This window comes from Janibacter sp. Y6 (assembly GCF_040900765.1).
GTDB classification, from domain to species: Bacteria; Actinomycetota; Actinomycetes; order Actinomycetales; family Dermatophilaceae; genus Marihabitans; species Marihabitans melonis.
In genome coordinates this window covers 40,493-61,113 of the sequence record NZ_JAKLYZ010000004.1, presented here as the reverse complement: position 1 = coordinate 61,113, position 20,621 = coordinate 40,493, and the positions used below count along the sequence as shown (strand labels likewise).

At 72.6% G+C, this 20,621-nt stretch carries 16 protein-coding genes and 1 tRNA gene; 11 read left to right on the top strand and 6 right to left on the bottom strand.

Annotated features, from left to right (window positions below; translation table 11 throughout):
* Positions 1-36 precede the first annotated feature (36 nt).
* The 6 genes from L6241_RS10560 (at position 37) to L6241_RS10535 (ending at position 8,123) form a co-directional block, all read left to right on the top strand.
* Complete coding sequence (locus L6241_RS10560) at positions 37-1,671, top strand: dolichyl-phosphate-mannose--protein mannosyltransferase (RefSeq protein ID WP_368246158.1); 1,635 nt, start codon at positions 37-39, stop codon at positions 1,669-1,671.
* A 30-nt stretch (positions 1,672-1,701) separates the two neighbouring features.
* Entirely contained in the window at positions 1,702-5,286 is a 3,585-nt protein-coding gene (locus L6241_RS10555; protein WP_368246157.1) for a TM0106 family RecB-like putative nuclease, read from the top strand.
* A gap of 103 nt (positions 5,287-5,389) precedes the next feature.
* Positions 5,390-5,779 carry a DUF1304 domain-containing protein gene (locus L6241_RS10550; protein ID WP_368246155.1) on the top strand — a complete coding sequence of 130 codons (390 nt, stop codon included), beginning with the start codon at positions 5,390-5,392 and terminating at the stop codon, positions 5,777-5,779.
* 93 nt (positions 5,780-5,872) lie between these two features.
* The gene (locus L6241_RS10545) at positions 5,873-6,331 is read left to right on the top strand and encodes a MerR family transcriptional regulator (RefSeq protein WP_368246153.1); all 459 of its coding nucleotides are present in this window, start codon (positions 5,873-5,875) and stop codon (positions 6,329-6,331) included.
* 47 nt (positions 6,332-6,378) lie between these two features.
* A complete protein-coding gene (locus tag L6241_RS10540; protein WP_368246152.1) occupies positions 6,379-7,419 on the top strand; it encodes an NAD(P)-dependent alcohol dehydrogenase in 1,041 nt (346 codons plus the stop codon).
* A gap of 218 nt (positions 7,420-7,637) precedes the next feature.
* The gene (locus L6241_RS10535) at positions 7,638-8,123 is read left to right on the top strand and encodes a cupin domain-containing protein (protein WP_368246150.1); all 486 of its coding nucleotides are present in this window, start codon (positions 7,638-7,640) and stop codon (positions 8,121-8,123) included.
* Positions 8,124-8,128: 5 nt separating this feature from the next.
* On the opposite strand, the gene L6241_RS10530 is transcribed toward L6241_RS10535, so the two are convergent.
* Positions 8,129-9,706 carry an FAD-dependent oxidoreductase gene (locus L6241_RS10530; RefSeq protein ID WP_368246149.1) on the bottom strand — a complete coding sequence of 526 codons (1,578 nt, stop codon included), beginning with the start codon at positions 9,704-9,706 and terminating at the stop codon, positions 8,129-8,131.
* Positions 9,707-9,774: 68 nt separating this feature from the next.
* Between L6241_RS10530 and L6241_RS10525 the strand changes: the two genes are divergently transcribed.
* Entirely contained in the window at positions 9,775-10,335 is a 561-nt protein-coding gene (locus L6241_RS10525) for a helix-turn-helix domain-containing protein (RefSeq protein ID WP_368246148.1), read from the top strand.
* Between the two features lie 73 nt (positions 10,336-10,408).
* Here the strand turns inward: L6241_RS10525 and L6241_RS10520 are convergent.
* Positions 10,409-10,484 (bottom strand) — tRNA-Ala (locus tag L6241_RS10520).
* 99 nt (positions 10,485-10,583) lie between these two features.
* On the opposite strand from L6241_RS10520, the gene L6241_RS10515 reads away from it, so the two are divergent.
* The gene (locus L6241_RS10515) at positions 10,584-11,906 is read left to right on the top strand and encodes an AI-2E family transporter (protein WP_368246147.1); all 1,323 of its coding nucleotides are present in this window, start codon (positions 10,584-10,586) and stop codon (positions 11,904-11,906) included.
* 100 nt (positions 11,907-12,006) lie between these two features.
* Here L6241_RS10515 and L6241_RS10510 read toward each other — a convergent pair whose 3' ends face one another.
* From L6241_RS10510 to L6241_RS10500, 3 genes are all read right to left on the bottom strand, one after another.
* Positions 12,007-12,924, bottom strand: a complete 918-nt coding sequence (locus L6241_RS10510; protein WP_368246145.1) for a hypothetical protein — start codon at positions 12,922-12,924, stop codon at positions 12,007-12,009.
* A gap of 272 nt (positions 12,925-13,196) precedes the next feature.
* Positions 13,197-13,856, bottom strand: a complete 660-nt coding sequence (locus tag L6241_RS10505) for a GNAT family N-acetyltransferase (protein WP_368246144.1) — start codon at positions 13,854-13,856, stop codon at positions 13,197-13,199.
* Positions 13,853-15,247: a UTP--glucose-1-phosphate uridylyltransferase gene (locus L6241_RS10500; RefSeq protein WP_368246142.1), complete on the bottom strand. Its 1,395-nt coding sequence runs from the start codon at positions 15,245-15,247 to the stop codon at positions 13,853-13,855. Before L6241_RS10500 ends, L6241_RS10505 begins: the two co-directional genes overlap by 4 nt.
* Before the next feature lie 24 nt (positions 15,248-15,271).
* Between L6241_RS10500 and L6241_RS10495 the strand changes: the two genes are divergently transcribed.
* Positions 15,272-15,880, top strand: coding sequence for a 5-formyltetrahydrofolate cyclo-ligase (locus L6241_RS10495; RefSeq protein WP_368246140.1), 609 nt, complete (start codon positions 15,272-15,274; stop codon positions 15,878-15,880).
* Here L6241_RS10495 and L6241_RS10490 read toward each other — a convergent pair.
* Positions 15,855-18,515 carry a penicillin acylase family protein gene (locus tag L6241_RS10490; protein ID WP_368246139.1) on the bottom strand — a complete coding sequence of 887 codons (2,661 nt, stop codon included), beginning with the start codon at positions 18,513-18,515 and terminating at the stop codon, positions 15,855-15,857. The genes L6241_RS10495 and L6241_RS10490 overlap by 26 nt on opposite strands.
* A 38-nt stretch (positions 18,516-18,553) precedes the next feature.
* Between L6241_RS10490 and L6241_RS10485 the strand changes: the two genes are divergently transcribed.
* Both L6241_RS10485 and L6241_RS10480 read left to right on the top strand, forming a co-directional pair.
* Positions 18,554-20,080: a potassium/proton antiporter gene (locus tag L6241_RS10485; protein ID WP_368246137.1), complete on the top strand. Its 1,527-nt coding sequence runs from the start codon at positions 18,554-18,556 to the stop codon at positions 20,078-20,080.
* A gap of 176 nt (positions 20,081-20,256) precedes the next feature.
* Positions 20,257-20,607, top strand: a complete 351-nt coding sequence (locus tag L6241_RS10480) for an FmdB family zinc ribbon protein (RefSeq protein ID WP_123092338.1) — start codon at positions 20,257-20,259, stop codon at positions 20,605-20,607.
* Positions 20,608-20,621: the final 14 nt, after the last annotated feature.

Below are 20,621 nucleotides of genomic sequence, written 5' to 3'. Positions count from 1 at the left end.
TCAACCACCGCAGGCGGCTCGCCTACGATGCGGCCCATGGATCGCGTCGGCTCTGTCGCGGGTCGACGCGCCTCCTCCGCGGGTCGACCCGGGCCTGACGCCGCCCGTCTCGAGGACCTGCGCACCCGCCTGCTCGGCCGGCTGCCCACCTGGGACTCGCGCCGCGAGCGGCTGCTCGGCTGGTGGGGGCCGCTGACCTTCGCCGTCCTCGGCGGCATCCTGCGCTTCTGGCGGCTCGACCGTCCCCACCAGCTCGTCTTCGACGAGACGTACTACGTCAAGCAGGGCGTCTCGATGCTGCAGTACGGCACCGAGATGCGCTGGAAGGGCGAGGGCGACGTCGTCGACCCGCTCTTCACGGCCGGCACCCTCGACGTCTTCCGCTCGACCGAGGGCGACATGGTCGTCCACCCGCCGGTGGGCAAGTGGGTCATCGCCTTCGGCGAGTGGATCTTCGGCTCGACGAGCTCGTGGGGCTGGCGCTTCTCCGTCGCCCTGCTCGGCACGATCTCGATCGTCATGATCGGGCGGATCGCGCGGCGCCTCTTCGCGAGCAGCTTCCTCGGGACGGCGGCGGCCTTCCTCACCGCCTTCGAGGGGCACCACTTCGTCCACAGCCGCACGGCGCTGCTCGACATCGTCCTCATGTTCTTCGTGCTCGCGGCCTTCGGGGCGCTGCTGCTCGACCGCGACTGGTCACGCGAGAGACTCGCCAGGGTGGTCGCGTCGGCACCCGCCGGCACCCGGTGGCGGCTGGGGCCGATGCTGTGGTGGCGCCCGTGGCGGCTCGTCGCGGCCCTCATGCTCGGCCTGGCGACCGGCACGAAGTGGTCTGGCCTGTACGTCTTCGCCGCCTTCGGCCTCATGACGCTCTTCTGGGACATCGGCGCCCGCCGCACCGTCGGCGTGCGGCACTGGATGGCCGGCGGGGTGCTCAAGGACGGCGTCCTCGCCGGCGTCTCGATGACGCTCGTCGTCCTCGCGACCTATCTCGCGAGCTTCGTCGGGTGGTTCCGCAGCGACGTCAGCTACGGGCGGCACTGGGCGGCCGACAACCCCGGCCAGGGCGTGACGTGGCTGCCGGAGTCGCTGCGCTCGCTGCTGCACTACCACCACGAGATCCTCACCTTCCACAACGGGCTCACCTCTCCGCACACGTACGAGAGCAACCCGTGGTCGTGGATGGTGCAGTCGCGCCCCACCTCCTTCTTCTACGAGTCGAAGGGGGCGGGAGACATCGGCTGCGAGGTCGAGAAGTGCTCGAAGGCGATCACCTCGCTCGGCTCCATCTCGATCTGGTGGGTCGCGACCGCCGCGCTCCTCGTGCTCGTCGTCGCCTGGGCGATGCGACGGGACTGGCGGGCCGGCGCGATCCTCGCGGGCTTCGTCGGGGGCTGGTTCCCGTGGTTCTTCATCCAGCACCGCACGATCTTCACCTTCTACACGATCTCCTTCGAGCCCTTCGTCGTGCTCGCGGTCGTCTACCTGCTCGCGATGCTCGTGCCGCCCGCCGGGGCGAGCGAGCGGCGTCGGCAGGTCGGGTACGCCCTCGTCGGCGCCTACGCCCTGCTCGTGCTCGCGAACTTCGCCTTCTACTGGCCGGTGTGGACCGCCCAGGTCATCCCCTACGAGCACTGGCAGTGGCGGATGTGGTTCCCCAGCTGGGTCTGAGGTGTCAGACCTCGCTCGTAGCCTGGCGGCATGCTCCTCATCGACCGTGACGCCACCGGCACCGACGCCCCGCAGCACGTCGTGCTCTCGGCCTCGGACCTGCGCGCCGCGACGGCCTGCGAGCACGCCCTGCTCGCCGAGCTCGACGTGCGCGCCGGCCGCTCCCCCGAGGTCCCCCACGAGGTCGACCCGGTCGTCGAGCGCGCGGCCGAGCTCGGCACCGCCCACGAGCAGCGCCACCTCGCCGCGCTGAGCCGGGCCCACCCCGGTGCGGTGCGGGGCGCGACCGCCCCGGAGCGCACCCCCGCCGGCTACGCCGCCGGGATGCAGCAGACGCTGCAGCTCATGGCCGACCCCGCCGTGCGCGTCATCCACCAGGCCTGCGTCTACGACGGCGACTTCCTCGGCTTCGTCGACTTCCTCATCCGTGAGGACGACGGGTCCTGGGTCGTCGTCGACGCGAAGCTCGCCCGCAGCGAGTCCGTCACCGCCCTGCTCCAGACCGGCGCCTACGCCGAGGTCCTCGGCGAGGCCGTCGCCGCGCTCGACGGGGTGCGGCTGGCCCCCTTCGTCCGGCTCGTCCTCGGCGACGACGAGGTGAGCGACACCCGGCTCGCCGACCTGCTGCCCGTCGTCCGTGCACGGCGCGAGCGGCTCGCGGACGTCGTCGGCGCCCACCTGCGCGACGACGGCCCGGTGCGGTGGGGCGACGAGCGCTGGGAGGCCTGCCTGCGCTGCGAGCACTGCACCGCCGAGCTCGAGGCCCGCGACGACGTGCTCCTCGTCGCCGGGGTCCACGTCGAGCAGCACGGCCGGCTCCTCGCGGCCGGTGTGCGCACCGTCGCTGACCTCGCCGACCTGCCTCAGGGCACCGTCGTGCCGGGCATGCGACCCGAGCGTCTCGACGCCCTGCGCGAGCAGGCGCAGCTGCAGCGGGTGGCGGCCGAAGGGGGCGACCTCCCCTTCGCGGTGCACCACCCGCAGGGCCTGGCCGCCCTGCGCACGGAGAGCGACGGCGACGTCTTCTTCGACTTCGAGGGCGACCCGATGTGGCACGTCCCCGGGTCGGGCGACTGGGGGCTCGAGTACCTCTTCGGGTGCCTGTGGGTCGAGGACGGGGTCGAGCGCTACCGCGGCTTCTGGGCCCACGACCGCGTGAGCGAGCGCCAGGCGCTGCTCGACTTCCTCGACTGGCTGCAGGAGCGTCGCCGGACCTGGCCGCAGCTGCACGTCTACCACTACGCCGACTACGAGCGGGCAGCCCTGCTGCGTCTGTCCGCCCGGCATGCCGTCGGCCAGGAGGTCGTCGACGGTCTGCTCGCCGACGGGGTCCTCGTCGACCTCTACCCGGTCGTGCGTGCCGCCGTGCGAGTCGGATCCTCGTCCTACTCGATCAAGCGGCTCGAGCCGCTCTACATGGAGCGCGACGAGGACCGCGACCGCGAGGGCGTGACCGGGGGTGCGGACTCCATCGTCGAGTACCACCGCTACGCCCAGGCCGTCCTCGACGGCGACACCGCGCTCGCCGCGAGCCGGCTCGAGGACATCCGCCAGTACAACGAGTACGACTGCCTCTCGACGTTGCGGCTGCGCGACTGGCTGCTCCGGCAGGCGCGGGAGCACCACGTCGAGCCCCAGCCCGGGCGTGCGAAGCCCGACCCGGACACCGCGGTCCAGCCCGTCAACCCGCTCGAGGTCGCGCTCCGCGAGCTCGCCGGCGACACCCCGCCCGAGCAGCGCACGCCGGAGCAGCAGGCCGTCGCCATGCTCTCGGCCGCCGTCCAGTACCACCGTCGCGAGGACAAGCCCTACTGGTGGGGCCACTTCGACCGGCTCGAGTCCCCGCCGGAGCAGTGGGCTCGTGGCACCGACGTCGTCGTCGTCCGCGAGGCCGAGACGGTCACCGGCTGGGCCCAGGGCACGAGCGGCAACCCCCGGCGCACGGTCCGCGTGCTCGGTGAGGGCAGCGGCATGCGCGCCGGGGTCGGCAGCAAGGTCCTCGCCGTCTACGGGCCGGACCGTCCCGAGTGCCTCGCCAAGGAGGACCTGCCGCACGGGTGTCGCGACATGACGGTGCTCGCCCAGGACGAGCGGGTCGACCCCGAGACCGGCGAGGTGCTCCTCGAGCTCGTCCTCGTCGAGGTCCTGCCCAAGGACGCCGACCCCTACGACGACCTGCCGATCGGTCTCGGCCCGTCCGCGCCCCCCGGCACGGCCACCATCGCCGCGGCGATCGCCGAGGTGGGCCAGGGCGTGCTCGCCGCCGGCGGCGTCGGCACGGGCGCGGGTGACGACACGACGACGCCGACCCTCGGGCGCTCGGCACTCGACCTGCTGCTGCGGCGCCCGCCGCGGCTGCGCGACGGCTCGGCCCTGCCCGCCGGCGGCACCCCGATCACCGACATCCGCGACGCCCTGCTCGCGATGGACGACTCCTACCTCGCCGTCCAGGGCCCTCCCGGCACCGGCAAGACCTACGTCGGCAGCCGCGTCGTGCGCGACCTCGTGCTCGAGCACGGATGGCGCGTCGGGGTCGTCGCCCAGAGCCATGCCGCGGTCGAGCACCTGCTCGGCTGCGTCGTCGCCGCGGGGGTGCCCCGCGACCAGGTGGGCAAGGCTGCGCAGGGGGGCAGGGCCGCCCAGGGCGAGGAGCCGAGCCACACCGCGCTCCCCAAGGACGGGCACGCGGCCTTCGCCGCCGCTCACGCAGCCGCCGGGCGGGGCTACGTCATCGGCGGGACGACGTGGGACCTCACGAACACCAAGCGCGTCGAGCGCGGCCAGCTCGACCTCGTCGTCGTCGACGAGGCCGGGCAGTTCGCGCTCGCGCCGACCATCGCGTGCTCGGCAGCCGGTGCGCGGCTGCTGCTCCTCGGCGACCCGCAGCAGCTCGGTCAGGTCAGCCAGGGCTCGCACCCCGAGCCGGTCGACCGCTCCGCCCTGGGCTGGCTCCTCGGCGACCGCGCGACGATCCCCGCTGAGCACGGGTACTTCCTCGCGACGACCTGGCGGATGCATCCCGAGCTCACCGAGCACGTCTCGCGGCTCGCCTACGACGACCAGCTCGGCTCCCACGAGGCGGTGACGACGGCCCGCTCGCTCGAGGGCGTGGAGCCCGGTCTCCACGTCGTCGAGGTCGACCACCTCGCGCGCCGCACGAGCTCGCCCGAGGAGGCCGCGGCGGTCGTCGACCTCGTCCGCTCCCTCGCCGGGCGGGCCTGGACCGACGAGCACGGCACCCGGGCGCTCACCGCGCGCGACGTCATCGTCGTCACGCCCTACAACCACCAGGTGCGCACCCTGCGCGGCGCCCTCGAGACGGCCGGCATGGCCGAGGTCGAGGTCGGGACGGTCGACAAGTTCCAAGGCCAGGAGGCCCCGGTCGCGGTGCTGTCGATGGCGGCGTCGTCAGCGCACGACGTGAGCCGCGGCCTGCGCTTCGTGCTCGACCGGCACCGCCTCAACGTCGCGATCTCGCGCGGGCAGCACGCCGCGTACGTCGTGCTGTCGCCGCGCCTGCTCGACGCCGCGCCGCGCACACCAGGCGAGCTGCGCTCGCTCGGAGCCTTCATGGGTCTGGTGCAGGCCGGCAGCCGCCGAGCGCTCGCCGTCTGAGCGCAGGGCTCGGCCGCCCGCGCGTCCGGGAGCGGTCCACCGACGGTCGTGGGACGCTTCGAGCGGACCCGGGCCGGCCGGGCCGTCGACGAAGGGATGCCCCGTGCTCGCCATCGGACTCGTGCTCGGTGCGGTCGCCGCCCTCATCCACGTCTACATCTTCGTCCTCGAGTCCCTGCAGTGGACCGGTGACGCAGCGCGGCGCACCTTCGGCATCGAGAGCCCCCAGGTCGCCGAGATCACCAAGCCGCTGGCCTACAACCAGGGCTTCTACAACCTCTTCCTCGCCATCGAGATCGCGCTGGGCATCGTCCTCGTCATCGCCGACCAGCGCGCCGTCGGCCTCACCCTCGTGCTCGTCGGCACCGGCTCGATGGTCGCCGCCGGTCTGTTGCTCATGCTCTCGGACCGCTCGAAGACCTCGGCCGCGCTCAAGCAGCTGCTGCCGCCCTTCCTCGCGATCCTCGCGATCGTCGTCGCCCGGCTCGCCTAGCTCGCAAGCCCGGAGAACGCCCTCTGGGCGACCCTGGACAGCGCGGTCGAGCGCTTTGACTTCAAGTACTCGAAGTTCTTAGCGTCGTCATCTGTGAGCACGACGACCGAGCGCGAGTACACGATCAAGGAGGCGGCGGCTCTGACCGGCCTTCCCGCCAGCACCTTGCGGTACTACGAGTCCATCGGCGTCATCGATCCCGTGCGCCGCGACGAGAGCAGCGGTCACCGGGTGTACGACGACGCCGACCTCGACCAGCTCACCTGGGTCGCCTGCCTCGCGGCGACGGGCCTGTCCGTCGCCGACATGAGGACCTACGTCGCGAACGGGCGCCTCGGCCCCTCCGCAGCCGCGGAGCAGGACGAGCTGCTCGCCGAGCAGCAGCAGCGCCTCGCCCGCGAGGCGGAGGCCATCGCTCTTCGCCAGCGCTACGTCGCCCTCAAAGTCGACTACTGGCGTGCGGTCCAGGCGGGCGACGACGCCCGCGCCGCCGAGCTCTCCACCCGGGCCAGGGCTCTCGCCGACGACCTCACGCGCGTCGGCCGGTCCTGACCCCCTTCGTCACCTCCATCCCCACCCCGAGAACCGAGGACACACCCATGCAGGTCAACGCCTACGCCGCGCCCGCCGCCGGCGAGCCGCTCGTCTCCACGACCGTCGAGCGCCGTGAGGTCGGCGCGAACGACGTGCTCATCGACATCGAGTACGCCGGCATCTGCCACTCCGACATCCACACGGTCAACGGCGACTGGGGCCCGCAGGCCTTCCCGCTCGTGCCGGGCCATGAGATCGTCGGCATCGTCCGCGAGGTCGGCTCCGACGTGGGCAGCCACGCAGTCGGCGATCGTGTTGGCGTCGGCTGCATGGTCAATTCCTGCGGCCGCTGCGAGAACTGCACCAACGGCGACGAGCAGTACTGCGTCGAGGGCAACGTCGCCACGTACGGCGCGACCGACCGCGACGGCACAATCACCCAGGGTGGCTACTCCACCCACGTCGTCGTCGACGCCGACTTCGTCCTCAGCGTGCCCGAGGGCCTCGACCCCGCCGCCGCGACCCCGCTGCTGTGCGCCGGCATCACCACCTACGCGCCGCTGCGCAAGTGGGGCGTCGGCCCCGGCTCGAAGGTCGCCGTCGTCGGCCTCGGCGGGCTCGGCCACATGGCCGTGAAGATCGCGCACGCCCTCGGCGCGCACGTCACCGTGCTCTCGCAGTCGCTGAAGAAGCAGGAGGACGGCCTGCGTCTCGGCGCCGACGAGTACTACGCGACCTCCGACGAGACGACCTTCCAGGACCTCGCCGGCCGCTTCGACCTCATCATCAACACGGTGAGCGCGAAGATCGCCATCGACTCCTACCTCGGCCTGCTCGCCGTCGACGGCACGATGGTCAACGTCGGCGCCCCGCCGGAGCCGCTCGAGATCAACGTCTTCTCGCTCATCGGCGGCCGTCGCTCCTTCGCCGGCTCGATGATCGGCGGCATCGCCCTCACCCAGGAGATGCTCGACTTCTGCGCCGAGCACAACATCGGCTCCGAGATCGAGGTCATCGAGGCCGCGAAGGTCAACGAGGCCTACGAGCGCGTCCTCGCCTCGGACGTGCGCTACCGCTTCGTCATCGACGCGAAGACCCTCGCCTGACCCAGACCACCGAGCGCCCCGTCCGACACCCGTCGGGCGGGGCGGTCGCTCTTGCCGGTCGAGGTGCGACGGAGCGCCGCCCTGAGGTGCGACGGAGGAGCCTCGAAGGGGAGCCTCGAAGGGGAGCCTCGAGACCACCTCCCCACCACCACCCGCTCCCCTTGTGCAGGCGTGACGTCAGCGGTAGACATCGACATCCCGACAGAGAGGACCCGCCGATGTCGCTCCCCCGCCCCTACCCGCCGCCGACCTACGAGGCAGCCGAGGGCGAGGCGAGTGCCTGGCTGGGGCGCTCGGGGACCCCGCCGGAGATCACCTACCGGGGCGGCGGGACGTGCGAGTACCTCGCGACCGGCGACCAGACAGATCACCGCTTCGGGCTCTACCGGTGGACATTCGGCGAGACCGAGTCCGGGCCCGACCCGCACTTCCACCGCTCGATCTCCGAGCAGTTCTACGTGCTCTCGGGCGAGGTGCGGCTCTACGACGGGCGCGCGTGGGTGACCGCCTGGTCGGGTGACTTCCTCTACGTGCCCGAAGGGGGCATCCACGGCTTCCGTGGGGCGGGGCCGGCCTCGATGCTCCTCATGTTCGCGCCCGGCGGCCCGCGCGAGGACTACTTCGAGACCCTCGCGCGGGGCGAGCCGATGAGCGAGCAGGAGCGCGCCGACTTCATGGACCGGCACGACACCTTCTGGGTCTGAGCGGGTCAGCCCACCCGGCGGGCGCGCAGCACCGCGTCGGTCACGGCGATCTCCTCGCCGGTCTCGGGGTGCGCCTGGGTGCGCGGTCGGGCCGCGCTGACCTCGACCTCGAAGCCCTCGGGCAGCGCGGGCGCGAGCTCCTCGGCGGTGAACATGAAGGTCGCATGCCCGTGGCGCAGACCCGTGCTGAGGTCGCCGGGGTGGTGGCCGACGACGAGCAGAGTGCCGCCGGGGGCGACGGCCGAGGCCAGCCGGCCCACGACGTCGGGCATGCCGCCGTCGGGCAGGTGGAAGAAGTGCGAGGTGACGAGGTCCCACGTCTCGCCGTCCGGCTCGAAGGTCCGCACGTCGACGCGACGGGTCTCGACCCGGTCGCCGACCCCGACCTGCGCGGCGTGCTCAGAGGTGCGGGCGAGCGCGGCGTCGGCGAAGTCGACGGCCGTCACCTGCCACCCCTGCTCCGCGAGCCAGATGGCGTCTCCCCCCTCGCCGCAGCCGATCTCGAGCGCGCGACCCGGCGTGAGCGACTGCGCCTCGGCGGCGAGCTGGGCGTTGACCCGGCCGCTCCACACGCGGTCGCCCGAGTAGCGCTCCTCCCACGCATCCCGCTCGAAGAAGCCCTCCCGGCGCTGCGCCGCGGCCCGGGTCGCGTCCGCCGTGGCGAGCTCGGCGTTGATCCAGGCACCGACGCGCACGCCGTGGGCGGCGGAAGCGACGAGGACCATCGCGATGTCGGTGGCGTTGCCCGCGGCGAAGACGCCGGGCACGCTCGTCGCGCCGGTCGGCTCGACGGCGATGACCGAGCCGAGCTCGGTCCCGTGCATCTCGAAGGGGGTCGCCTCGATGCCGAGGGGGCGTAGGTAGTCGGTGCGCACGTGGGGCTTGCTGGCGACGACGACCGCGTCGTGCTCGAGGAGCGTGCCGTCGGCCAGCCGCAGGCCGACGAGGCGGTCGCCGTCGGAGACGACCTCCTGAGGGGTGCCGTGCAGGACTCGCACCCCGATCGCACCGAGCCGCTCGAGCTCCTCGTCGGGGATCTCGACGCCGTCGTGCACGACGACGACCACGTCGTCGCTCAGCTGGCGGAAGAGCAGGGCCTGGTGGCCGGCCATGGGCGAGGTGGCGAGCACGGCGATCCGCCGGTCGCGGACCTCCCAGCCGTGGCAGTACGGGCAGTGCAGGACGTCGACGCCCCACCGATGCGCGAGGCCGGGCACATCGGGCAGCTCGTCGACCACGCCGCCGGTGACGAGGACACGGCGGGACATGACCCGACGGCCGCCCTCGGTCGTCACGAGGAAGGCGTCGATCTCGCCGGAGACGGCGACGACGCGGTCGGAGAGGATCTCGACCCCGTACTGGGCGACCTCGGCGCGGCCGATCTCGAGCAGCTCGAAGGGGGGGACCCCCTCGCGCCCGAGGTAGTTGTGGGCATGGTCGGCGGGGGCGTTGCGGGGCTCGCCGGCGTCGATCACGAGGACCGAGCGCTTCGATCGGCCGAGCGCCATCGCGCCGCTGAGGCCGGCGGCGCCGCCGCCGATGACGACGACGTCGTAGGTCTGGGGGGTGGGGTTCTCGTCCATGTCGACGACGGTGCGACCACTCTCGCACTTTTGACAAACATTCTTGCTGCCCTGGCAAACTAGGACGCATGACCGACGACGACGTGCTCCGCGGGGTCGGCCCCCGCCTGCGCCAGCTGCGCCTCGAGCGCGAGGCGACCCTCACCGATCTCGCCGAGGAGACCGGCATCTCGGTGAGCACGCTGTCGCGGCTCGAGTCAGGCCAGCGCAAGCCGACCCTCGAGCTCCTGCTCCCCCTGGCCCGCGCCCACCGGGTCGCGCTCGACAAGCTCGTCGACGCCCCCGAGACCGGCGACCCGCGCATCCGCTCCAAGCCGGTCGTCCGGCACGGGCGGACCTTCATCTCGCTCACCCGCCGGCCGGGCGGGCTGCAGTCCTTCAAGATGGTCATGCCCGTCGAGGACAACCCATCCCCGACGCTGCAGACGCACGAGGGCTACGAGTGGCTCTACGTCCTCAACGGCCGGATCCGCTTGCTGCTCGGCACGCGGGACCTCATGCTCGAGCCGGGCGAGGTGGTGGAGTTCGACACCCGCACCCCCCACTGGATCGGCAACCCGGGCCCGGCGCCGGCCGAGGTGCTGGCGATCTTCGGGCCCCAGGGCGAGCGGATGCACGTCCGCTCATGAGCGCTGCCTTACCGCCGCCGTGAGCGGCCAGAGACGACGAAGACCCCGGCCGATCCCGGCCGGGGTCTCACGCTGGTGGAGCTGAGGGGATTCGAACCCCTGACCTTCTCATTGCGAACGAGACGCGCTACCAACTGCGCCACAGCCCCAGGTGCAGCGGCAACGATAACCCAGCGTCCGGGCCCGGTCCAAACGGCTAGGCTCCGTCGGTCAGGGCGCTCGCGCCTCCCCCTTCGGCAAGGACGTCCATGCCCACGGACCACGAGCCGGATCCCGCCCAGACGGACGAGACCGACGCCACCCGCTCGCTGCGCCACCGCATCACCGAGGCCGTCGTCACGGCCCGTGAGCGGCAGGCCGGACCTCCCCCGCGACCGCTCGTCGTCGAGGTCCCCGCAGACGCGACGGCCGAGGCCGACCGCAGCCACGTGCCGCCGCTCGTGCGCGCCGCGAGCGAGTGGACGTGGCGCCTGCTGCTCATCGCCGCCGGCATCGCCGCGCTGATCTACCTCGTCGGCTTCCTCTCCGAGGTGACCTACCCGATCATCGTCGCGATCCTTCTCGCGGCACTGCTCGAACCGCTCTTCCGCCGGCTCGCGTCCTTCATGCCGCGCGGGCTCGCCGCGATCATCACTGTGCTGGGCACGCTGGCCGTGGTCGTCGGGCTCTTCAGCTTCGTCGTCAACCAGTTCGCCGCCCAGCTGCCGGACCTCGTCGGGCAGGTCGGCCAGGGCGTCGACCAGATCCGCACGTGGGTCCTCACGACCTTCAACCTCAGCAACAACGAGCTCACCGGCTACCTCGACCGCGCCCGCGAGAGCCTCGGTCAGAGCGAGGTCGGGACGCGGGCCGCGCAGGCCGGCCTCACCGTCGGGCACCTGCTGGCCGGCGCGGCGATCACGATGTTCGCCCTCTTCTTCTTCCTCTACGACGGCCCGCAGATCTGGGGCTGGGTCGTGCGCCTCTTCCCGCGCACCGTGCGCGCCAAGGCCATCTCCGGCGGTCGCATCGCATGGGGCCAGCTGCAGGCCTTCACCCGCGCGACGATCCTCGTCGCGGCCGTCGACGCCCTCGGCATCGGCCTCGGCGCGCTCGCGCTCGGCGTCCCCTTCGCCTCCGGCATCGGGCTGCTCGTCTTCCTCGGCGCCTTCATCCCCGTCATCGGCGCGCTGCTGTCCGGATTCATCGCCGTCGTCCTCGCGCTCGTCGCGAAGGGCCCCGTCGTCGCACTCATCATGCTCGGCGTCGTCGTCGTCGTGCAGCAGGTCGAGGCGCACCTGCTCCAGCCGCTGCTCCTCGGCCGCGCGGTCCGCGTGCACCCGCTCGCCGTCATCCTCGGCATCGCCGCCGGTGTCGTCGTCGGCGGCATCTTCGGCGCGCTCGTCGCCGTGCCGCTCATCGCGGTGCTCAACGCCGTCGGGCACCACCTGCTCGACCCGGAGCCGCCGGGCGTCGACGAGCCGGAAGACCTCCTCACGCCCGCGGAGCAGGCGGAGGTCGAGGAGGACGTCGACGAGAGCGAGGAGATGGCCCGCATCGAGCCCGGTGAGCGCGGCCCCTACGACACGTGAGGGGTGCCCCCTTCGCCCCCGTGGGTGGGACGAAGGGGGAAACAGACGAGTGGCCGCTACGCGAGGTGCGTAGCGGCCACTCGTGCGTGAGGGGCGGGGGTCAGCTGCCGACAGCGCGCTGCGGGGCGACGACGTCGTCGTCGATCGCGTCGAGGACCTGCGGGGTGTCCTCGGCCAGGGCGTCCTCGACGACCGGACGGGCGCCCGCACGGGCCTTCATCGTGTAGGTCGGGCGCGGGACCGGCACCGGTTCCCACGTGCCCTCGCGGTCGTCGACGACCGCTGCGGGCGCCTCGACCTCGGCGGGCTCGGCGGGAGCGGCCTCGACCGGCGCGGAGACGTCGAAGGGGGCGTCCGTCGCGACGGTCTGCGACACGGCGGCCTCGGCGACGGCCCGCTCGGGCTCGTCGACGACGACCTCGGTCGTGGTCTCGGCGTGCACGGGCGCGCGGCGCGGGGCGGGGCGACGCGCGGGGGCGGCGGCCTCACGGGAGCGGCGACGGGCGAGGTGCTCCTCGCGGCGACGCGCCTCGGCGGCCTTGACGTCCTGGCGCAGCCACCCGAAGGAGCCGAGCAGACCGACGAGCAGCAGACCGGTGACGAGCCACGGCAGCGAGCCGAAGGCGGAGAAGAGGAAGGCGATCGGCAGCAGGACGAGGTGGCCGAGGAAGGCCAGACCGCGGACCTGGCGGGGGGCGTCGACGACGGCCGAGACGACCGCGAGACGGCCCGACCCCTCGTCCTCGAGCTCGGGCTCGTGCACGGGGGCCTCCGGGACGGTGACGGTGCGCTTGACGACGACCTCAGGTCGCGCCGCGCGGGCGGGCGAGACCGCGTAGGAGCGCGCGGGCTCCTCGGTCTGGCTTAGCCGGTGCGAGTCGAGGACACGCATGGCGGCGGAGAACCGGTCGACGGAACGGACGGTCGCGAGGTGATCACGGCGGCGCACCCAGTACTGCACGAGATACGCAGCCCAGATCGCGACGACGACCACGAAGATGAGGCTGCTCGACTGCACGATCCGAACACTATGGAGGGCAAGGGCGCTCGTCGGTCAGGCCATACGGTGTGTCGCGGATGTTGCCTGCTGTGAATCGTGGTGCGTGTGTGGTTTCGGTGTGCTGGTCGACCTCGCGTGGTGGTCTCGAGGCTCCTCGCTGCGCTCGTCGCACCTCGACCAGCGATGGAGCCGTTGCTGGTCGAGGTGCGACGAAGGAGCCTCGAGACCACCTCGATCAGCGAAGGGGCGGTTTCGAGGCTCGCTGGCGCTCGCGCCTCAACCACCAAGGGTCAGCGGGCGGGGACGCGGCGGGCGCCGACGCGGCCGAGGAGGCCGGCGGGCTCGAGCTCCTCGGCGGTGACGGCGAAACTGCGGTGGTCGCGCCAGTCGCCGTCGATGTGCAGGTAGCGCCGGCGCAGGCCCTCGTCACGCAGCCCGAGCTTGCGCACGACGGCGAGCGAGGCGGAGTTCTCCGGGCGGATGTTGATCTCGACGCGGTGCAGGCCGACGTCGCGCAGCACGTGGTCACCGGCGAGCGCGACCGCCGCCGGCATGAGCCCGCGCCCGGCGACGTCGTGGATGACCCAGTAGCCCATCGTGCATGAGCGGAAGGACCCGAGGACGATGGAGCTGACGTTGAGCTGGCCTACGATCTGACGGTCCACCTCGAGCACGAAGGGTAGGGCGGTCCCCCGTCGCGCATCCGCCTCGAGCCGGCCGAGGTACTCGCGGAAGGCGACGCGCGGGGGCGAGGGCAGCGGCGAGGTCGCGTCCCACGGGCCGAGCCACGTCGCGTTGGCCGCGCGGGCGCCGAGGAACTCGCCCTCGTCACCGGGGCGAAGGGGGCGCAGCAGCACCCGCTCGCCCGCCGCGGTCTGCGCGGCGAGCCGCATCGGCCAGCGCACCGGCTCGGCGGGGCGGCGGCGCAGCCGGCTGACCAGCCGCGTCACGTCAGCTCGTGCCGACCCTGCAGGTGGGTGCCGTCGGGCACCTCGGCCGCGCCGTCGGCGACGACCTCGACGTCGCCCTCGCACGTGATGTCGGACCCGAAGGTCACCTCGCCGTGCACGGCGAAGGAGGAGCAGCCCGCGAGCGAGGGCGAGCCGTGCGGCAGCAGCCGGTCGAAGTCGGCGATGTACTTGTAGTGGTCGTCGAGGTCGATCGCCGGGTCGGGCTGGTCGCTGAGACCGCGCACGAGCATGTCGTCGTCGAGCTCGAAGAGGTCGCTGCGCAGCAGGAGCAGCTCGTTCGTCGTCTTCACGGGACGGAAGCGGCTGCGCGGCACCCGGATCGCCTGGCTGCCCTCGAAGCGCTCGATCGCCGTGCCCATCGCCGACTCGACCTGGATGACCTTCGTCGAGGTCTTGTCGGTGGGGTCGACGGTCTTGCGGTTGATGACGATCGGCAGGCCGAGGACGCCGTCGCTGGCCTCCATCCGCTCGGCGAGCGCGTCGACGCTCACCCAGAGGTTGTTCGTGTGGAACCACTGGTGGCGGCGGTTGTCCTGGAAGTAGTGGTCCTCGCCGTCGGCGACCATCGCCGTGTCGCGCAGGATGAGCCGCCCGTCCTCCTTGCGGATCGCGAGGTGGCCGCCCTTGCGGTCGTTCGCCGTGCGGGTCGTCACCTCGGCGGCGTAGGGGACGTCCTCGCGCAGCAGCCACGCGGCGATGTCGGGGTCGCAGCTCGCGCCGAGGTTGTCGGCGTTGGAGAGGAAGACGTACTTGATCCCCTGCTCCTGCATCTGGGCGAGGATCCCCGACGCGGCGAGCGCGACGTAGACGTCGCCGTGGCCGGGCGGGCACCACTCGAGCGAGGGGTCGGCCGGCCACTCCACCGGGGCGAGGTCGTCGGCGCGCAGCTTCGGCTCGCGGCTCTGGATGAAGTCGAGGGGCAGCGGCTGCTCGCGCAGCTGCGGGTACTGCTCGAGCAGCTCGAGGGACTGCTCGTGGGTGCGGAAGGAGTTCATGAGCAGCAGCGGCGGGCGCACGCCGTAGCGCTCGCCGAGCGCGATGATCTGCCGGGCGATGATGTCGAGGAAGGTCAGCCCCTCGAGCGCCACGAGCGCGGTCTTCGGCCCGGACATGCCCATGCTCGTGCCGAGCCCGCCGTTGAGCTTGACGACGGCCACGCGCTGCAGCGCCTCGCGTCGCTCGTCGTCGCTGACGTCGAGGTCGGCGAGCTCGGGCAGGTCGCCCATCGGCTCGATCGTGTCCTCGGGGATGACGCCCTGCGCGCCCTCGGCGAGCTGGTGCCAGTACGCCTCGAAGACCGCGATCGCCCGTCGGTCGACCCCCTGGTCACGCATCTTCTCCAGCGACAGCTCCAGCGCCTCAGGGGTCATGGCGCCCACCCTACGATGAGGCAGGTGACGCAGGAGGGTCCCGGGCAGAGCCCGTCCACGGTTGCCGCGAAGCGCGAGCTGCGGGCCGCTCTGCGCGCCCGCCGCCGGGCCGTCGTCGCCGCCCGGGACCTCGCCGCGGACGCCTCGGCGCTCGCCCGCCACGTCCTCGACCTGGCCGAGGACATCGGCGCCCAGCAGAGGACCGAGGGCGAAGGGGTGCCCCTCGCCCTGTCGTACGAGTCGCTGCCTCACGAGCCGCCCACCGGTGAGGTCAACCGCGCGCTCGTCGCCGCGGGCTGGCGGGTGCTCGTGCCCCTCACGCTGCCCGACCTCGACCTCGACTGGTGCGACGTCACCGATCCCGAGCGCACCCCGCTCGGCCTCGACGCCCCATCCCACGCCGACCTCGCCCTCGTCCCGGGGCTGGCGGCCGACCCCTTCGGCACCCGGCTCGGCCAGGGCGGCGGCAGCTACGACCGGGCGCTCGCCCGGCTCTCGCCGCACGCCCCGGTCGTCCTGCTCCTCCACCCCGGCGAGCGCGCCGACGAGCCCCTGCCCGCCGAGCCCCACGACCGGCCGGTGAGCTCCGTGCTCACCGCCGAGGGGGTCACTCCTTCTTCGGCTCGAGGGTGAGCTCGTCGTCCTTCGCGTCCTGGACGGCCGACTCGCTGAAGCCCCACGGGTAGGTCTCGCCGCGCGCCCACGCCTCGGCCTGGTCGGTGTAGTGGTCGCTGAAGGGCCGCCCGCTCTGCCCGGTCTGGTTGACCCAGCGCGACGCGTCGAGGTCACCGAGGTCGACGACCATCCGCATCGACGGCGCGGCGGTGACCTCGTACCCCTTCGACGCGTCCCACGACGTCGCGTTGACGATCGAGCTGCCGCCGGCGACCTCGTACCCGCCGCGGTTGAAGAGCGCGCGGACCGGCCCGGGCACGCCCTCGCCGCCGAGCACCTGGTGCTCGAAGTCGGCGGTGTGCAGCTGGCCCCACTGCCAGTCGACCGGCTCCTTGCCGAGCCGCTTCGTCAGCTCCAGGCGCGCGTCGACCATCGCCTGGCGCAGGATCTCGTCACGCCCCTCGACGAGGCCCGGGGTGAGCTTGTTGTCCCACCAGCCCGAGCGCGGCGTGTCGAGCAGGGCCGTCACTGACTGCATCTGGGTCGAGCCGCCGCTGGCCTGCAGGTCGGTCGGCAGGTCGTCGTTGAAGGTGAGGCGCACGACGTTGGACCACACGGCGTTGAAGTACGCGGCCGCCGCGCTGTCCTCGCCCGGTCCCGCCGGCTGGGTGTAGTCCCACTCGGCGAGCAGGTCGCGGGCCTCGGTGACGAAGGGGTCGTCGAGGGTGATGCGCATGAGGTGCGGCACGAGCGTCGGGGCGAACTCGTTGCGGCTGTCGTCCTGGATGCGCAGCATCTTCTCCGGCGTCACCTCCTCCTCGCTCGTCAGCAGGTCGAGGATGCGCTGGGCCCGGTAGCCGTAGTCCCAGTCGGAGGTGAGGTAGGGCGTGCGGCGCTCGGTGACCATCTGGTTGGCCGTGACGATCACGCCGTCGTCGGGGTTGAGCACCCAGGGCAGGTCCTCGAAGTCGACGAAGCCCTGCCAGTCGTAGCGGCTGTCCCACCCGGGCGCCGGCAGCTCGCCGGGGGTGACGCCCGTGCCGCGGTCGCGCCGGATCGGGATCGCTCCCGGCGCCTGGTAGCCGATGTTGCCCTCGGTGTCCGCGTAGACGAGGTTCTGGCTCGGCACGGAGAAGTCGCGCGCCGCCTCGCGGAAGTCGCCCCAGTCCTTCGCCGTGTTGAGCGCGAAGATCGCGTCGGCCGTCGTGCTCGGGGTGAGGGCGGTCCACGCGAGCGAGACGGCCTGGTCGCCCGTGCCGCCCCCGCCGTCGCCGCGCTCGCCGGCCTCGGCGACACCGGGCAAGACGTCGGACATGATCGGGCCGTGCGTCGTCGAGCGCACGGTGAGCTCGACGTCGTCGCCGCCGGCGACCTTGATGGTCTCGCGGCGGGTCGTCAGCGGCACCTGCTTGCCGTCGCGGGTGTAGCGGCCGGAGTCGTCGTCGACGAGCTCGAGGTAGAAGTCGGTGACATCGGGCCCGAGGTTGGTGAAGCCCCACGCGATGTCGGCGTTGTGCCCGATGACCACGCCGGGCAGACCGGCGAAGGAGTAGCCGCTCACCTCGAGCGGGCACTGGGCGGTGACCTCGCGGCAGTGCAGCCCGACCTGGTACCAGATGCCCGGCATCGAGATGCCGAGGTGCGGGTCGTTGGCGAGCAGCGGCTTGCCCGTCGAGGAGCGCTCGCCGCTGACGACCCAGGAGTTCGAGCCGATGCCCTCGCCCTGGCCGAGCAGCTGGGGCACGGTGTCGACGGCCTGCTGGGTCGACGCGAGGACCCGACGGGTCTCGTCGTCGGAGAGCTCGGGCTCCGGCGTCGAGGAGCCGGCGGGCTCCCCCTTCGGCGAGGGGGTGGACGACGGACCGGACGAAGGGGTGGCCGCGGGGGCGACGCTCTGGGCGCCGCCGGCGGAGGTCGCGCCGCCGCTGCGGCTCGTCGCCGGCCACTCGTCGGGCGAGAGGATCGGCTGGTGTCTCTCGGAGTCGTAGGGCGGGAAGAGGTCGGCGAGCATCGAGTCGGAGACGACGCCGGACAGGCGGGCCCGGGTGAGCTCCTCGTCGTAGTTGCCGCGCAGGTCCCAGGCCATCGCCTTGAGCCACGCGAGGGAGTCGACGGCCGACCACTGCTCGACGCGGTAGTCGGGGTTCTGCTGGCCGAGCACGGTGTACTCGAGCGCCATGTCGCCCGGCTCGCCCTGGTCGGAGATCCACGCGTTGACGCCCTCGGCGTACTCCTGCAGCGCCTGGCGGGTGCTCGGCTCGAGCATCGGCAGCTCGGCCTCGGCGACGCGGCGCCAGCCCATCGTGCGGATGACGCGGTCGGTCTCGACGCCGGGCTCGCCGACCATCTCGGCGAGGCGACCGGCGGTGATGTGCCGGCGCAGGTCCATCTCGAAGAAGCGGTCCTGCGCGTGGACGTAGCCCTGCGCCCGCATGAGGTCGCCGAGCGTGTCGGCGTAGATGTCGGGCACGCCGCGGTCGTCGCGGACCACGGTGACCGGCGCGCTGAGCCCGCTGATCTGCAGGGTGCCGGAGGTCTTCGGCTGGGTCCGGCTCACCTGCATCCAGGCGAGGACGGAGAGCGCGAGGACGACGACGAGGACGACGGCCGCTGCGATGAGCAGGCCGCGCCGGAGGGAGGCGAGCGATGGCACCCTGCGAGACTAACGACCGGACGAGACGGAGGTGAGCGGTGCTGGCGAGCGCAGGTGGGACGGGCTGGGACCCTCAGGACCTCGCACGTGTGCTCCTCGTCGCCTCCGGCGTCCTCGTCGTGTGCATCGCCGCCGTGCGGGCCACCGCCCGGTCGGGCCTGCCGACCCTGCTCATCTACCTCGCCGTCGGGCTCGTCCTCGGCGAAGGGGTCATCGGCATCGACTTCGAGTCCGACGCGATCGGGCAGGTGCTCGGCTACGCCGCGCTCGTGCTCATCCTCACCGAGGGCGGGCTGACGACGAGGTGGTCGGCGATCAAGAGATCCGTCGCCCCGGCGGTCGCGCTGTCGACGGTCGGGGTCGTCGTGTCGGTGCTCGTCACCGCCGTCTGCGCGCACTGGCTGCTCGGGCTCGACTGGCACATCGCGATGCTCATCGCGGCGGTCGTCAGCTCGACCGACGCCGCCGCCGTCTTCTCCGTGCTGCGCCGCGTGCCCCTGCCCCGGCGGCTGTCGGGGATGCTCGAGGCCGAGTCGGGCTTCAACGACGCGCCGGTCGTCATCCTCGTCGTCGCGCTGTCGGCGCGGGCCGCGGACCCGGCGCACGCCGAGCCGTGGTGGCTGCTCGGGCTCACCGCGACGCTCGAGCTCGTCGGCGGCGGGATCGTCGGGATCGTCGTCGGCTACCTCGGCGGGCAGCTCGTGCGCCGGACCGCGTCGGTGACGTCGGGGCTCTTCTCCATCGGGGTCATCGCCGTGTCGGTCCTGGCCTACTCGGTCGCCGTGAGCGCGCACACCTCCGGCTTCATCGCCTGCTACCTCGCCTCGCTCGTCATGGGCAACATGACGATGCCGCACCGGGCGGCGATGCTCGGCTTCGCCGAGTCGGTGGGCTGGCTCGCGCAGATCGGGCTCTTCGTCATGCTCGGCCTGCTCGCCTCGCCGAGCACGCTGCTCGAGCAGGTGCCCGCGGCGCTGCTCCTGGGCTTCGCGCTGCTGCTCGTCGCCCGGCCGCTGTCGGTGATCGTGTCGCTCACCCCCTTCGGCGTCCCCTGGCGCGACCAGGCCTTCTTGTCGTGGGCCGGGCTGCGCGGGGCCGTGCCCGTCGTGCTCGCCACCGTGCCGGTGACGATCGGGGCGCGCGGGGTCGACTGGGTCTTCGACCTCGTCTTCGTGCTCGTCGTGCTCTTCACGCTCATCCAGGCGCCGACCCTGCCGTGGGTGGCCCGCCGGCTGGGGGTGACCGAGGTGGCGCTCGCGACCGACGTCATGGTCGAGTCCGAGCCGCTGGAGCGGCTGGGGGCCGACCTCGTCGAGGTGAGCGTCGGCGAGGGCTCGCGGCTGCACGGCGTCCGGGTCTTCGAGCTGCGGCTGCCGAAGGGGGCCAACGTCTCCCTCGTCGTCCGCGACGGCGAGTCCTTCGTGCCCGGGTCGCAGACGCTCGTGCGCGCCGGCGACCAGCTGCTCGTCGTGTGCGGCCGAGGCCTGCGCCGCGACGTCGAGCGCCGCCTGCGCGCTGTGAGCCGCGACGGCCGCCTCGCCGGCTGGCACCGCCCCTCCCCCTGACCCGGCTCGCCCCACCCCCACCCCCCTTCGCCGAGCACCGCTCGTCGTCCGTGAGGCCCGCTCCTCGCGGGCCGGCGACGACCGGGTCTCGCGGACCACGAGCGGGCTTCGGCGAAGGGGGGGCCGTGGTGGACGTGGTAAGGGGCACCCCTTCGCACTTCTTATACTTGGGACTCGTGCCTACCTATGCCTACGCGTGCGCCGACTGCGGCCATGCCTTCGACGCGGTCCAGTCCTTCAGCGACGACGCCCTGACGCAGTGCCCCGAGTGCGGTGGCACCCTGCGCAAGAAGTTCGGCTCGGTCGGCGTCGTCTTCAAGGGCGGCGGCTTCTACCGCAACGACTCCCGCGCGGCCAACGGCTCGAGCTCGGGGTCGTCGACCTCCTCGAGCGCGACGTCGAGCAGCACGAGCAGCGAGTCCACGAGCAGCAGCTCGGACTCGTCGAGCACGTCGTCGACCTCCTCCTCGAGCGCGTCGTCCACAGGCACCTCGAGCACGAGCACCTCCTCCACACCCTCGGCCTGACACCTGGGCGGCAC